11 protein-coding genes are annotated in these 14551 nt (G+C 58.6%); 9 read left to right on the top strand and 2 right to left on the bottom strand.

What is annotated here, in order from left to right; all coding sequences use genetic code 11:
- Positions 1-45: 45 nt before the first annotated feature.
- From deoC to IEX74_RS02490, 6 genes are all read left to right on the top strand, one after another.
- The gene (gene deoC / locus IEX74_RS02515) at positions 46-738 is read left to right on the top strand and encodes a deoxyribose-phosphate aldolase (protein ID WP_229755088.1); all 693 of its coding nucleotides are present in this window, start codon (positions 46-48) and stop codon (positions 736-738) included.
- On the top strand, positions 719-1276 hold the full coding sequence (locus IEX74_RS02510; protein ID WP_188810614.1) for a sporulation protein: 558 nt from the start codon (positions 719-721) through the stop codon (positions 1274-1276). Before deoC ends, IEX74_RS02510 begins: the two co-directional genes overlap by 20 nt.
- 229 nt (positions 1277-1505) lie before the next feature.
- Positions 1506-2753: a M20 metallopeptidase family protein gene (locus IEX74_RS02505; protein WP_188810612.1), complete on the top strand. Its 1248-nt coding sequence runs from the start codon at positions 1506-1508 to the stop codon at positions 2751-2753.
- 64 nt (positions 2754-2817) lie between these two features.
- Entirely contained in the window at positions 2818-3555 is a 738-nt protein-coding gene (locus IEX74_RS02500) for a hypothetical protein (RefSeq protein WP_188810610.1), read from the top strand.
- A gap of 471 nt (positions 3556-4026) precedes the next feature.
- Positions 4027-4470, top strand: a complete 444-nt coding sequence (locus IEX74_RS02495) for an Hsp20/alpha crystallin family protein (RefSeq protein ID WP_188810609.1) — start codon at positions 4027-4029, stop codon at positions 4468-4470.
- A gap of 195 nt (positions 4471-4665) precedes the next feature.
- The gene (locus IEX74_RS02490; protein ID WP_229755087.1) at positions 4666-6162 is read left to right on the top strand and encodes a Do family serine endopeptidase; all 1497 of its coding nucleotides are present in this window, start codon (positions 4666-4668) and stop codon (positions 6160-6162) included.
- 312 nt (positions 6163-6474) lie between these two features.
- On the opposite strand, the gene IEX74_RS02485 is transcribed toward IEX74_RS02490, so the two are convergent.
- Positions 6475-6888 (bottom strand): hypothetical protein, encoded by a 414-nt coding sequence (locus IEX74_RS02485; protein ID WP_188810607.1) that lies wholly within the window; start codon positions 6886-6888, stop codon positions 6475-6477.
- Positions 6889-7356: 468 nt separating this feature from the next.
- Here IEX74_RS02485 and IEX74_RS02480 point away from each other — a divergent pair, with 468 nt between their 5' ends.
- The gene (locus tag IEX74_RS02480; RefSeq protein ID WP_188810605.1) at positions 7357-7842 is read left to right on the top strand and encodes a hypothetical protein; all 486 of its coding nucleotides are present in this window, start codon (positions 7357-7359) and stop codon (positions 7840-7842) included.
- A gap of 257 nt (positions 7843-8099) precedes the next feature.
- On the opposite strand, the gene IEX74_RS02475 is transcribed toward IEX74_RS02480, so the two are convergent.
- Complete coding sequence (locus IEX74_RS02475; protein ID WP_188810603.1) at positions 8100-11237, bottom strand: Eco57I restriction-modification methylase domain-containing protein; 3138 nt, start codon at positions 11235-11237, stop codon at positions 8100-8102.
- A gap of 242 nt (positions 11238-11479) precedes the next feature.
- On the opposite strand from IEX74_RS02475, the gene IEX74_RS02470 reads away from it, so the two are divergent.
- Both IEX74_RS02470 and amaB read left to right on the top strand, forming a co-directional pair.
- Positions 11480-12760 (top strand): zinc dependent phospholipase C family protein, encoded by a 1281-nt coding sequence (locus IEX74_RS02470; protein ID WP_188810601.1) that lies wholly within the window; start codon positions 11480-11482, stop codon positions 12758-12760.
- Between the two features lie 121 nt (positions 12761-12881).
- Positions 12882-14480 (top strand): L-piperidine-6-carboxylate dehydrogenase, encoded by a 1599-nt coding sequence (gene amaB, locus IEX74_RS02465; RefSeq protein ID WP_188810599.1) that lies wholly within the window; start codon positions 12882-12884, stop codon positions 14478-14480.
- The last annotated feature ends 71 nt before the right edge of the window (positions 14481-14551 follow it).

Genomic DNA, 14551 nt, shown 5'->3' with positions numbered 1-14551 from the left:
GCTGATTCTTGTCTTTCTGCGCGCCGGCTAACTACCATTTGCACGATGTTTCACCCGATGAGTGCTACCACTACGAACCTCGCCAGCCGTATCGACCACACCCTGTTACGGCCGGATGCCACGCAAGCTCAGATTGCGCAATTGTGCGCCGAAGCTAGCCATTTCCAATTCGCAACCGTGTGCGTGCCGCCGTGCTACGTGCGGTTTGCTGCTGATAAGCTCTTGGATACTGGTGTTGTCGTTTGTACGGTAGTAGGCTTCCCTCTGGGGTACCAGCTCACAAAGGTCAAGTTCTTTGAGGCCCACCAGGCGCTGGCCGACGGTGCCCGCGAGATTGACATGGTGATGAACGTCGCGGCGTTTAAATCGGGTCAGCTGGAGGAAGTGGAGGAAGAAATCGGGCAATTGTCCGAACTTTGCCACTTCAAAGGTGCCCTGCTTAAAGTAATTATTGAAACGGCTCTGCTTTCGGAAGAAGAAATCATCATGGCCTGCGAGCTTTGCGCCGACGCGGGCGCTGATTTCGTAAAAACCTCCACCGGTTTTGCCAGTCGTGGCGCTTCAGAGGCCGATATCAAGCTGATGCGTCGTCATTTGCCTGGTCATATCCGTATTAAGGCGGCTGGCGGCATTCGCACCCGCACGGCGGCGCTGGTATTGGTAGCCGCTGGTGCCGACCGGATTGGGTCATCGAATAGCGTGGCCTTGCTGGAAGAAAATGAAACACCTGCTCCCTAACGTGTCCTTTGCATTTGCCCTGTTTGCCCTAGCTTCTTGCGCGGCTACTGCCCCGAGTACGCCCACCACGGCACCCGTACCTACGGATACCACGCGAAAAACTAGCTCGTCTTTGCCGGTCGAGAATCTAAGTAAGTACCGACCTAGCTTTAACGCGGCAAAAGCTGAAATTGCCCCACCCGCGGTAGCTGCTAAGCCGCGCCCAGTTACGCCAACTAATCAGGTAAACGCCCAGATTGAGCAACGCCTGCGCGACCAGGCCTACACCAACCAGAACGTGAAGTACGCCCAGGGCTACCGTATCCTGGCGTATGTTGGGCTGGAGCGGAATCAGGCGATGGCCGTGCGCCGTGCTATCATCGGGCAGTACCCGGAAGAAACCGACTACATCACCTTCAAGCAGCCCATCTACCGCCTATGGGTCGGCGATTATCTCACGCGCCTGGAAGCCGAGCAGGCCATGCAGCGCATCCGGCCGCTGGCGCCGAAAGCGGAGCTGCAACCGGCCCAGGTGGTGCTAAATAAGACGGCGTATTGAAAAGCCAACTGACCTAGGTACTAAGTGCCTAGGTCAGTTGGCTTTTTGCTGTTCAATAATAAATTGGGTCTGGATAACTGAGTTTGTCATTCCGGGCAAAGCGAGGAATCTGAATTACTTTAGTCAAATAGTAAATCAGATCCCTCGCTTTGCCCGGAATGATAATTCCGTAACAGCACCCACAAAATCCGTGTAATCCGAAAAATCCGGAGGAATCCGTGGTTCAGATATGATTGAGACGATCAAACAACTCGCGGCCTCAGCTACCGCCGATACGATTGCGCTACGCCAGCACCTGCACGCGCATCCGGAGCTTTCGTTCAAGGAATTTGAAACAGCTGCATTTGTCACGGAGCAGCTGAAAAACCTAGGTTTAGACCCGCAGCCGATGGCTACCACCGGTGTGGTGGTGCTTATCGAAGGGCGAAACCCCGGTAGCCGCACCGTGGCGCTGCGCGGTGATATGGACGCGCTGCCCATTCTGGAGCAGAACGACGTACCGTATAAATCAACCAACCCAGGCGTAATGCACGCCTGTGGCCACGATGTGCATACGTCTTCCCTGCTAGGAGTAGCCCGCATCCTGACGCAGCTCCGCGACCAGTTTGAGGGCACGGTGAAGCTCATCTTCCAGCCCGGCGAGGAGCTGGTGCCCGGCGGGGCTTCCCTTATGATCAAGGAAGGCGTATTGGAAAACCCCGCGCCCGCCAGCGTGCTGGGTCAGCACGTATTTCCGATGTTGCCGGCCGGGCAGATAGGTATTCGGAGCGGCCGCTACATGGCCAGCACCGATGAGCTATATCTGACCGTGCGCGGCAAAGGCGGCCACGGCGCCATGCCCGACCAGAACCTAGACCCCGTGCTCGTAGCGGCGCACATCATTGTAGCGGCGCAGCAAATCGTGAGTCGCCGCGTGAACCCGAAGATTCCGACGGTGCTGTCGTTCGGGAAAGTCATTGCCAACGGTGCCACCAATGTTATTCCGAATGAGGTGCACATTGAGGGCACGTTCCGCGCCCTTGATGAAGCGTGGCGCGAAGAGGCTCACGTTATTCTGCGGAAGCTGGTGGAAGGCCTGGCCGAATCGATGGGGGCGACCTGCGAGCTGGAAATCCGGCGCGGCTATCCTTGCCTCGATAATGAGCCGGAGCTGACGGCCCGCGTACGCGCCGCCGCCGAGGAATACCTAGGTGCCGAAAACGTTATTGAGATAGATCAGTGGATGGCTGCTGAAGACTTTGCCTACTATTCGCAGGCGACAAATGCCTGCTTCTACCGGCTCGGTACCCGCAGCGCCAGCGGCGACGGGCGCTTTGCTTCGTCGGTGCACACGCCTACCTTCGATATCGACTCCAAAGCGCTGGAGGTGGGCCCCGGCCTGATGGCTTGGCTAGCTATTTGTGAGTTGGGAGCAGGTGAATCGACAACTACAACGGAAACGCTTGCGGCTGCTTCGGCGGCTGGGGCTCATGCATAATTTCGGCCGGAAAAGCTTGTGTGCGGCAGGTTTGCTGTTGGCGCTAACCGGCGCTAACTCAGCAATGGCACAAAGCCGGCGGGCCGTGAACAGCCTGGAAGTGTGGCCGGAGCTACAGGCCGAATACGCTTTGGAGGGCGACAGTTACGCCTGGCTAGGTTTGAATGGCCCCATTGCAACTGACAATGACACGGAGCGGAAGCAGCTAGGTTTGCGGGCCGGCTACGAGCACTTCTGGGATGCGAAGTGGAGCGGCGGCGGCTTGCTGCGCCTCGATTCGTATTCTGGTGCGCAGTCGACGCGCTACACCGATGTGACGCCGGAGGCTTACCTGCGCCATTGGAACACGTTCGGCGGGTTCAACTTCCGGCAGCGGCTAGGGTTGGAATACTACATTCCGGCCGGCAATGCCGAGAGCCGGGCGCTGGTGCGTCTGCGCTTCGACCTCGACCGGCTGGTACCCGTGGGGCGCATTGTGTTGCGGCCGCGCGTGGCGTATGAAGGGCGGGCTTTCCTGCGCTTGCAGCGCGATGCCAACGAGCCGAAAGAACGGGTAATTGACTACACCACGCTGCGGGCCGAAGTAGGCGTGCGGCTTTCCGACCACTTCGACTTCACGCCGTGGTTCGCCCACCAGACGTCTTACGCTTTCACGCTGCCCCAAACCGACGCGAAAGGCAACGTGACCATTCCCGGCGGCCGGCGCAATTTCGTGACGCCCGTTCTGGGGCTGGATGTCCGCTACACGCTCTTCCGCGGCAAGCAGGTGTTTGAGCGGCGGCAGCTGCCCACGCAGCACTAGGTGCTAACGGCTAGGGCCGCAAAACCTAGGACCTAGGTTCCGACCTAAGCCGAGTAGCCCCAGCGGGGCGGCAGATCGGTAGAAAACAACACCGTAAAATAACCAAGCCCCAGCGGGGCGACACCTAGGTTCCAACGACCGGTGTCGCCCCGCTGGGGCTTGGTCGTTTTCTACAGGCTATGTTCTACCGATCTGCCGCCCCGCTGGGGCTTGCTTCAACCGTGTGGCTGCGACAAGTTGTTAGGGTTATATGTCAAAAAGTCGCGGCTATGATTTACTTGAAAGCTTTGTTTGCAGCTCAAAAAGTTATGTTTTCAGACAAAAGGCTTTAGCGGCTGGCAAGCATTAAACCTAGGTTAAGACTTTTTGGCATTGTTTGAGGCTCCAATTTGCCTTGGTACAGAATTTATAGAATAGGGGTGTACCGGTAACGATACCACTTGACTCAGACTCTAAAAAGACTTGTTAACCATGGCAACTCTCTTGTATAACAACCGTCCTGCTCTTCGTCCTTCGCGCGCTTTCAACTCAGTGCTAAACGAGCTGCTGCGCGACACGCTTCCTACCGTAAACCAACCCGCCAAGAGCTTCGTGCCTCAGGCCGATATCCTAGAATCGGAGCACGGTTTTGAGCTGCAACTGGCCGTGCCGGGCGTAGCAAAAGAAGACGTGAAGATCGACTTTCAGGAAGGCAACCTCGTGATTAGCGGCGAGCGGAAAGCGCCGGCTGCCGAGGAAAACGCGCCGAAGTTCCGCCGCGTCGAAACGGCGTACGGCACCTTCACCCGCAGCTTCCGCCTGCCGGAAACCGTGGATGTAACGGCCATCGACGCTCAGCTGACCGACGGCATCCTGCGCGTGACCTTGCCCTTCGATACCAACAAGGTGACCAAGCACCACATCGAAGTGCGCTAAGCGGCTGCGACACGACAAAAAAAGGCATCGGCTACGGTGCCTTTTTTGTTGAAATGCGTGTTATCAATATATAGTTTGCAACCGAATACCAAGAAACCGACTCTCTACGTTTGAATTCGTAGTTCATTGGCGGCTCACGATTTCTGTTGTAACTTCCCTTCTCTTCTTTCAAATAAAACAACCCATTTCTTACCCATGCAAGCAAAACAAATGATGCTCGGCCTGCTGACTTCCGCGGTACTAGGCGGGGGCGTGGCCGTGGGTGGGTACAAGCTGTTGGAGCCGGAGCGCACCTACGCGCCTCAGGCCGTAGCGGCCGACCCCAACGTGCGGTACACCAGCGAGCTGCGCCGCAGCGCGTACAATGTGCCGGAAGGTCTGAACTTTGTGGCGGCGGCGGCTTCCGTGACGCCGGCCGTGGTGCACGTAATGACCGAGTATGCGCCGAAGGTGAATGAGCGCGCCATGCAGATGGACCCGTTCCTGCGCCAGTTCTTCGGTGATGATGCCGACCAGTTCCACGGCCAGTCGGGGCCGCAGATGGGTTCGGGCTCGGGCGTGGTGATTGCCGCCAACGGCTACATCGTGACCAACAACCACGTTATCGACAAAGCCGACAAGATTGAGGTTGTGCTCGACGACAAGCGCAAGTTCAAAGCGACGCTTGTGGGCGCTGACCCCAACACCGACCTAGCTTTGCTGAAAGTAGAGGCCGATAATCTGCCTTTCGTGAAATACGGCAACTCCGACGATGTGAAAGTAGGCCAGTGGGTGCTTGCCGTGGGCAACCCCTTCAACCTGAATTCAACCGTAACGGCGGGTATTATCTCTGCCAAAGGCCGTAACATCAACATCCTGCGCCGCGAGGACAACATGGGCATCGAGTCGTTCTTGCAGACCGACGCGGTGGTGAACCCCGGCAACTCGGGTGGGGCCCTCGTGAATCTCAACGGTGACCTGATCGGTATCAACTCCGCTATTGCCTCGCGCTCGGGTGCTTTCGAAGGCTACTCGTTTGCCGTACCTAGCTCTATCGTGAGTAAAGTGGTGGATGACCTGCTGAAATACAAAGTGGTGCAGCGCGCCCTGCTTGGCGTGAGCATCCGCGAAGTAGACGCGCAGCTGGCTTCCGAGAAGAAAATCAAGAACCTGAACGGCGTGTACGTGATGGGGCTGACCAAAGGCAGCGCCGCTGCTGATGCTGGCCTGAAGGAAGGTGACGTGATTACGGCTATCAACGGCGCGAAAGTGAACACCTCGTCGCAGCTTCAGGAGCAGGTAGCCCGCTACCGCCCCGGAGACAAGATCAAGGTGACCTACCTGCGCGGCGACGATGAGCGCACCGCCAACGCTACCCTGCGCAACGCCACAGGCACCACGGACATCATCCGCGAGACGGCCAATGCGACGATGAAGTACGAAGGCGCGACGCTCGCCCCGGTGAGCCGCGTGGAGATGAACAAGCTAGGTATCGAGGGTGGCGCGAAGATCAGCGGCATCAAGAGCAGCAACTTCCGCGAAACCGGCATTGCTGATGGCTTCATCATCACCCGCATCGACAAGAACAAAGTGAGCAAGCCTCAGGACGTAGCCACGTATCTGGAGCAAGCCAAGGAAGGCAATGGCGCCCTCGTAGAAGGCGTTTATCCGGACGGCCGCAAGGCGTACTACCCCATCGGGCAGGCTGAATAAGCTAGCTTCTCTTTAATGCAAAAAGCCCCGCCAGTACTTGGCGGGGCTTTTTTGTTGAGACTTGGGGTACTCGCACAGCGGGGCAAGTAGCTTTGTTCTGGCGGTGCGCCTCACCCCCCGGCCCCCTCTCCGAAAAAGGAGAGGGGGAGCCACGGCGGCAATGAACAATGGGTAATGTAGAATGAACAATTACTCATTACTCATTGAGAATTGCTCATTCTCGTCTGGCTCCCCCTCTCCTTTTCGGAGAGGGGGCCGGGGGGTGAGGCGCCCACCAGAACGATACCCGTTACGTAAGGCCCAGCGGTGAGGCTACCCCAGCAGCCACTGCATGGCCGGGCCTTCTTCGCCGAAGAGGCGCATGCGGTAGGTGCGCTCGTTGGAGAGGCCGTAGCTCAGGTATTCTTTCTGCTCGGAGCTGGTCTCGTAGACGGCCATGCGGGCGGGCGAGCACAGCACCGAAATGCGCAGCTGCTGCGGCAGCAGCTGCGTGGCGGCAAGTGGGTAAAAGGTGCTCGTGGTCCAGTGGCCTAGCTCGGGGCTGAGCTGGTCGCGGCGGCGCACGTCGAGGAGCCAGCGCGCGGTGTGGTGCTGCTCGGCCTGGGCGAGCAGGGCCGTGAAATCGGCTTGCAGCTGGGCCAGCGGGGCATTATCCAGCCAGCGGGCAACCAGCACCCCTAGGTCGGGGCGATGGGTGATGAAGCAAGTACTCGTAGTAGTAGACATAGCGCGGAAAGGAACCTAGGGTGGGAGAGCAGTAGCAGATGGTGCGGCGTTAGCTAACACATCCTATGCCACGAGCGTAGGGCAGGAAAGGACCTGAAGCTACAGAATTTGGATTAATAGAACAGCATTAGCAGAACGGCAGTAGCAGAGCGGCAATCGTTGAACGTCATTGCTAGACCATCGTCATGCCGAGCTTGTCGAAGCAGCTCGCGTGCAATGGTAAACCAGATGATTGGAGTTACTACTGCACGCGAGCTGCTTCGACAAGCTCGGCATGACGTTCAACGACTGCACGCGAGATTCCTCCCGTTGGTCGGAATGACGGGCGGCTACTACCGTTCTTTTTGTGCGCTTTCTGCCCTGCAACCTAGGTTTTGGCTGTTTTATTGCCTGGGGCTTGCCGTTCTGCACTACCTGTTTGCACGCGTTGATTTTTTACGTTTTCCTTTATCTCATTTCTTCTATTCTATGCCCAACGAGTTCCATTCCGACATTCCCCAAAGTGTAGTGCTGGAGGTGCAGCAAGCCCTCAACACCATCAAGGCGGCGCTGGCGCCTTACTTGGTGTCGCTCACGCCCGAGGAGCGCAAAACCATGCTGCGCATGGCCGACAAAACCGTGGCCTTCGTGCAAAAAACGAACGACTACGCCACCTCCAACCCCGCCTTCGTGCCGCCCTTCGTGGACCTGGCCGAGCTGAAGCAGGACGTGGCCGCCCTCACCGCTCTCACGCCCCTGCACCAGCAGCTGGAGCAACTGGCCCTCGACGTTGACTCCACGATGATGACGGCCGGCTCCGAAGCCTACGGCAACTCGCTCACCATCTACAACAACATCAAGTTCCTGGCCCAGAACAAGCAGCCCGGCGCCCAAACCGCCTTCGAGGATCTGAAGCAGCGCTTCGCCGGACAAGGCAAGGTGAAAGCCGACCCCGCCAAGGCCTCGGCCAACTAGCCAACCTAGGTACCCAAAAAGACGAACGAGTTCGGGTCAGACCCGAACTCGTTCGTCTTTTTGGGTACCTAGGTTGGGGTCCGACCCGAACTGGTTTGCCGAATTGGCTGCCCGGTTGGCCGGCTTGCCGAACTCGTTCGTTGTTTTGGACAACCCGTTCGGCTCCGCGCCGAACGGGTTGTCTTTTTTAGGTAACTGCCTCGGCGCAGCCCCAACCCCCTGGCCCGCGCGGGCAGCCCGGTAGGCCCCGACCCCGACTAGCGGCCTTCCACCAGGGCTATTTCCGCGGGGGTGAGCTGGTAGAGCTGGTACACGAGCTGGTCGAGGGCGGCATCCTGAGCTTGGAGGGCGGCGCGGCGCTGCTGCTGGCGCTCCTGGTGCGCGGCGTAAAAGCCCAGCCACTCCTGTTTCTCGGTCAGCGTGAGCTTGCGGCCCAGCGCGCGTTCCAGGGCCGTGCTCCACGGCTTCCACTCCTGGCTCGGGGCTAGCTTGCCCGTGAGCGGCACCCCTAGGCCTAGCTCCGCCCGCACCAGCTGTTCAAACTGCGCCTCCGCCGCGTGCAATTCCTTGTGCCCGGCCAGTAAGGCTTCGGCCGCGCTGATGAAAGGTTGTTGTTCGGCGGGGGAGATGTCGGGAATGGGAATTTGAGATAAGTATTCTTTAGAAATATTAACAGTTAGCTTTGATTCATTAGTGAATCGAATCGTGTAAAACCAATTAATTAATCTAGAATTAAGAAGCCCCAAGATATACTTTATGGAAAATTTAGAATCTTCTTTTAGTATTAGATTGTTGATTGACTCTTTGTTGTAAAATTGTTGATTGTCATATGCTACCGTGATAGGTCGGCTGCCACCTGTAATTCTTTGAATAAGTAGTTTTTCACTTGCTTCAAATATTTTTGGGCTTCTAGCTCTATGGAGTTGTTTAGGATCGTAATTTAAGTATTTAAAGCTTCTTATAATATAACGTCCTACATGTTTGCCTTCAAGGAACTTTTTATAGTTAGGTTTAGGAGTATCTGAGATTATATCTTCTTGATTATGCGTAATTACAACACCAAAGATCAGCTCTTCACATAGTTCGCCAAGAAGTATAGAGTTACTGGTAAGCTTCTCTAGAATTGTACTGTTGGCAAGATTTGTATTAATGCCTATAACATACCCTGCTTTTTTAAAATCATCTTGTTTGATAGCTTGCTCAATATTTGATTCAGTATCAAAACGGATGATGGTTTCGTGTTTGTTATTATCCTTGGTCTTTTCAGCAGATATAATAATTGCGCTAGTAGTTGCATCCGCGAAAACACCACTACCTAGGTCAGTGAGATATTCTAGCTTTGCATTGTCTAATAAAAATCTTCGTGAGCTATCATATGAAGTTACTCTTAGAAAGGTATTGGGAATGATAAAAGATAATTTCCCCTTTTCTTGAAGCAAGTTTATAGAAAGTTCATTGAAAAGAGTAAAGAGGTTTACTTTGCCTGAACCAGATTGGTAATTGACTTGAAAAAACTTCTTTTCGTCTTTTGATAAAGTAGCATTGCCTCCAAATACATACGGCGGGTTTCCAATCACCACGTCAAAGCCGCCTTGTTCGAATACTTCGGGGAAAGCGGCGTGCCAGTTGAAGGCACGGGGGCCGGCCACTGCCGGGTCTGAGATGAGGGAGTTGCCGCAGCGGATGCTGTGGTCGAGGGAGGTGAGGGGCTTGCCGGGGTTGGCGGTTTGCAGCCACAGGCTGAGGCGCGTGATGTCCACCGATTCGGGGTTCAGGTCGACGCCGTAGAGGTTGTGCTGCAAGATGTGGCGGTCGAAGTCAAAGACCTTAAACTGGCCGGCGCGCAGCGTAGCCAGCTCCTGGTTCACCTGTTCGCCCTCGCGCAGCAGGTAGCCAAAGGCCTCGTTCAGAAACGCCCCCGAGCCGCAGGCCGGGTCGAGCACCCGGATGTTTTCGAGGCGCTGGGCGTACTGCTCCCAGGCCGCAATGTGCTTCTGCACCCGCGTGGTAGGCTGCACGAGGCGGTTGCCCACGCCAATCCGGATGCTGGCGCGGTCGTCGTCGGTCAGCTCCGGCAGTTGGTCGAGGCCGGCTTCGCGGCGGCGTTCCTGTAGCCACCCGCCCACGGCCTGCCGCACGATGTAGCGCGTGATGTATTCGGGGGTGTAGAAGATGCCGTCCTGCTTGCGCTTGCCCTGTTTCTGGTCATAGGCTAGGTTTTGCAGGCGGGCGCGCTCGGCTTCGAGGTCGGAGAGGCTTTGCTCGAAGATGTGGCCCAGGATGTTCACGTTCAGGTCGGAGGCGAAGTCGTACTTCTCCAGCTGAATCACGGGCGTGAGGGTGCGGTCCAGAATCCGGAGCGCATCCAGGGCCGCATCCGGCGCAAACAGCCCCCCGTTGAAGCGGTTGATGTTGGCGGCGGGGTTACCTAGGTCGATGCTGCGAAACAGGCCGCGCACGGTGCGGTACACCTTGTCTTCGTCGGTGGGGTCGAAGTTGTTTTCGCGCACGTTGTTGAGCAGCCTCCGGAACGTCTGGCGCGGAATAATGGCCTTATCCTCGCAGAAGCACACGAAGATGACCCGGTCGAGCAGCTTCTGGGTGTGGGCCAGCAGCTCCAGCGGCGGCACCGCGGGGTTCTGCTCGATGAGGTGGTCGAGGAGCTGGCGGCGGGCCAGGCTGTAGTCCTTGTAAAACGACTTCGTGATTTTGATTTCTTCCTGCTGGCGCTGTTGCAGGGCTTCGTCGAGCAGAGCTTCGGCGCGGCCGGGGGCGGGCAGCAGGTGGGCGGGCAGCAGCAGGGCAAAGAAGCGCCGGAGCTGCTCGGGCTGGTCGGGCAGCGTATCGAGGCGGAAGATTTCGGCGCGGGTCTGGTCGGAAGCCGCGTACAGGCGCAGCTCCACAAAATTGCTGACCAGCACCCAGCGGCAGGCGCTGCCAAACTTGCTGGGGTAGCTGAAAGCCTGCTCCACGGGCGTTTCGGCGCGGCCTTTCTGGTGGCCGCGCTGCTTGGCGTCGAGCGGAGTGCGGGCATCTTTCAGCTCCACCACGGCGCGCACCGGCCCACCTAGCCCCCCGCCCGGCGAGGCGACGAAGTCGCCGAGGGCGCCGTCGGGCTTGGTGCCGTCGGTGAGGGTTTTCAACTCGAGCTGGAGCTGGCGGTGAGTGGTGGCCTGGTACTCGTAGCCCAGCACCTGCCCGAAGAGCAGGTTCAGAAACTCGGCCTGCAAGGCTTCTTCCTTCTGGCTGCGCACGTAGCCATCGGCAATGCCCTGCTGCCAGCGGCGCAGGTGGCGCAGGCGCTCGGCAAAGTCGGGCAGGGCGCGGGTGGGGTCATACTGGGTGAAAGGAGCGGGGAGGGCAGCGGCGGGGAAGAGGGGAACTAACTCGGGCATGGAGAAGGATAAATAGCGAATAAGGAAAGGCGGAAGATACGGAAGAGGGACCTCACCCCCTAGCCCCCTCTCCCCAGGAGAGGGGGAACTAGCTCTAGGGGTAGCTTTTTAGTTTGGAAGAATAGCCAGAAAATTAGAAGCTAGTTCCCCCTCTCCTGGGGAGAGGGGGCTAGGGGGTGAGGTTAACCGTTGCGCCGCTTTGCTGGTTACTACCATTCTCCTCCGCTCTGCTACCTTTCCTCATGCTCCGCCTTTTGCTGTTCCTCTTCTTGCTCCTCGCGCCGCTGACACCCGCTGCGGCGTATTCCCTCCTCACCCACCAAGCCGTAATTGACTCGACTTGGCAAACATGCCTCGTGCCGCTGCTGCACCAGCACTACCCCGGCGCCACGCCCGCGCAGCTGGATGAGGCCAAGAGCTACGCCTACGGTGGGGCCATTATTCAGGATATGGGCTACTACCCGCTGGGGGGCGAGCTGTTCACCGACCTTACCCACTACGTGCGCCCCGGCGACTTCGTGCGCAACCTCCTCGACCTGGCCCACGACCGCAACGAGTACGCGTTTGCCCTCGGGGCGCTGTCGCACTACGCGGCCGATGTCGTGGGCCACCCCCAAGGCACCAACCTGATTATGCCCACCGTGTACCCCGACCTGAAAGCCAGGTACGGCCCCGTCGTGACCTACGAAAACGCCCCGCACCGCCACACCGAGCTGGAGTTTTCGTTTGACGTGGTGCAGGTGGCGGCCGGACACTACCGCACCCAGGATTACCACAAGTTCATTGGGTTTCGGGTGAGCAAGCCGGTGCTGGAGCGGGCGTTTCGGCTGACCTACGGGCTGGACCTAGGTCGGGTGGTGTTCAACGTGGATGCGGGCGTGGCCTCGTTCCGGTTTGCCGTCAATCAGCTGTTGCCGGCGGTGGCGCGGGCCGCCTGGCACAGTCAGCATAAGAAGATCCGGCAGGTAAGTCGGCGGGCGCGGCGGCGTGAGTATCTGTACAAAACCAACCGACGCCGGTTTGAGCAGGAGTTCGGCACCGAGTACGAGAAGCCGGGTTTCGGGGCTAGGCTCATGGCGAATATCATCAACCTGCTGCCCAAAATCGGCCCGCTCCGTACCTACGCCTTCAAGCTGCCCAGCGCCGAGGGCGAAGCTAGGTTTCGGGCCAGCTACCGCGCCGTGCTGGCCCGCTACTGCACCCTCACTCGCCAGCAGCCATTGGATACGGCCGCCACGGTCCCGAACCTAGCTAACACCAACCTCGACACCGGCCAGCCAACCCAACCCGCCGCCTACGCCCTCGCCGACGAAACCGCCGCCGAGTGGCTGCACGAGCTGCACAAGGATAAGTTTGAGCACCTCACGCCCGCGCTGCGGCAGTACGTGCTCACGTATTTCACCCAAGGCATTCCGCCCCTGAAAGCGGAAGACGAAGACGAGAAAGATGACCAGCGGGAAGCCCGAAAGGAGCGCCAGCAAGCCGAAGAAGCGCTGGAGGCGCTGCGGGCGCTGGAGCGCTGAAAGAGGCAAGGCTATTTTGCTAGCTTTGTAAGAAGCACCCCTGACGTCACCTGCCGGTCCGATACCTAGGTTATCGGACCGGCAGGTGACTTCCGCGAAACCTCTCAATCTACCTTTCCCCATGAAACAAGCCCTCGAAGAGGCCGTTGCCACCGGCGCCGCGCCTGCCCCAGAAGATCCGCACGGCATCCAGACGATTTTGCAGGAGCTAGGTGTGCGGGCCGATAATCCGGCCTACAGCACCGGCCTAACCTGGGGCGGCGAAGCCAACGAAAAGGCTCGCACCATTCACTCGCCAGCCGACGGAAAGGTTATTGCCGCCGTGCGTTTCGCCACCGCCGAAGATTACGATCAAGTTGTGAAAACTGCGCAAGCGGCCTTCCAAACCTGGCGCCTCGTGCCTGCCCCCAAGCGCGGCGACATCGTGCGGCAGATCGGCAACAAGCTGCGCCAGTACAAGGAGCCGCTGGGCAAGCTGGTGAGCTACGAGATGGGCAAAATCATGCAGGAAGGCCTGGGGGAAGTGCAGGAAATGATTGACATCTGCGACTTCGCTGTGGGCCTTTCGCGCCAGCTGCACGGCTTCACGATGCACTCGGAGCGGGCCGCGCACCGCATGTACGACCAGTACCATCCCCTAGGTGTTGTGGGTATCATTTCGGCCTTCAACTTTCCGGTGGCGGTGTGGAGCTGGAACGCCATGCTGGCCGCCGTGTGCGGCGACGTGAGCATCTGGAAGCCCTCGGAGAAAACGCCGCTGGTAGCGGTAGCCGTGCAGCATATCGTGCAGGAAGTACTCAAGGAAAATGAGCTGCCGGAAGGCGTCTTCAACCTCATCATCGGCGACGCGGAAATCGGGCAGCTGCTAGCCGCCGATGGGCGGGTGCCGCTGGTGTCGGCCACGGGCAGCACGCGCATGGGCAAGCAGGTGGGGCAGGTGGTGGCCGCGCGGCTAGGCAAGGCGCTGCTTGAGCTAGGTGGCAACAACGCCATCATCCTCACCGAGCACGCCGACCTGGATATGGCGATGCGCGCCGTGGTGTTCGGAGCTGTAGGTACGGCTGGCCAGCGCTGCACCACTACGCGCCGCCTCATCATCCACGACTCTATTTTCGAGGAAGTAAAGCAGCGGCTGCTCGGCATTTATCCCAAGCTCCCCATCGGCCACCCGTTGCAGGATGGCACGCTGGTCGGGCCGCTCATCGATCAGCAGGCGGTGGAAGGCTTTACCAAAGCCCTGGCCCAAGTGCAGCAGGAGGGAGGCACACTTTTGACCGGCGGCGAGGTGCTGACGGGTGATGCGTACCCGACCGGCACCTACGTAACACCTGCCTTGGTGGAAGCCGAAAACCACTACTCTACGGTGCAGGAAGAAACCTTCGCGCCGATTCTCTACCTCATCCGCTACAGCGGCGACGTAGAAGCAGCCATTGCCCTGCAAAACGGCGTGCGCCAAGGGCTGTCGTCGTCCATCTTCACCCTGAACATGCGCGAAGCCGAAGCCTTCCTGGCTGCTACCGGCTCCGACTGCGGCATCGCCAACGTGAACATCGGCACAAGCGGGGCCGAAATCGGAGGCGCTTTCGGGGGCGAGAAGGAAACCGGCGGCGGCCGCGAGTCCGGCTCCGACGCCTGGAAAGTGTACATGCGCCGCCAGACGAACACCATCAACTACTCGCGCGAGCTGCCGCTGGCGCAGGGGATTAAGTTTGACGTGTAAGCTAGGTATTAGGCTTGCTGAGCTTGTGGCAAAGCTAGGCTAGGTTCTTCTTGCTATAAAAAGAGCAGCGC

Source organism: Hymenobacter cavernae (assembly GCF_014641455.1).
Lineage (GTDB): Bacteria > Bacteroidota > Bacteroidia > Cytophagales > Hymenobacteraceae > Hymenobacter > Hymenobacter cavernae.
This window is presented reverse-complemented; position numbering and strand designations above follow the sequence as displayed.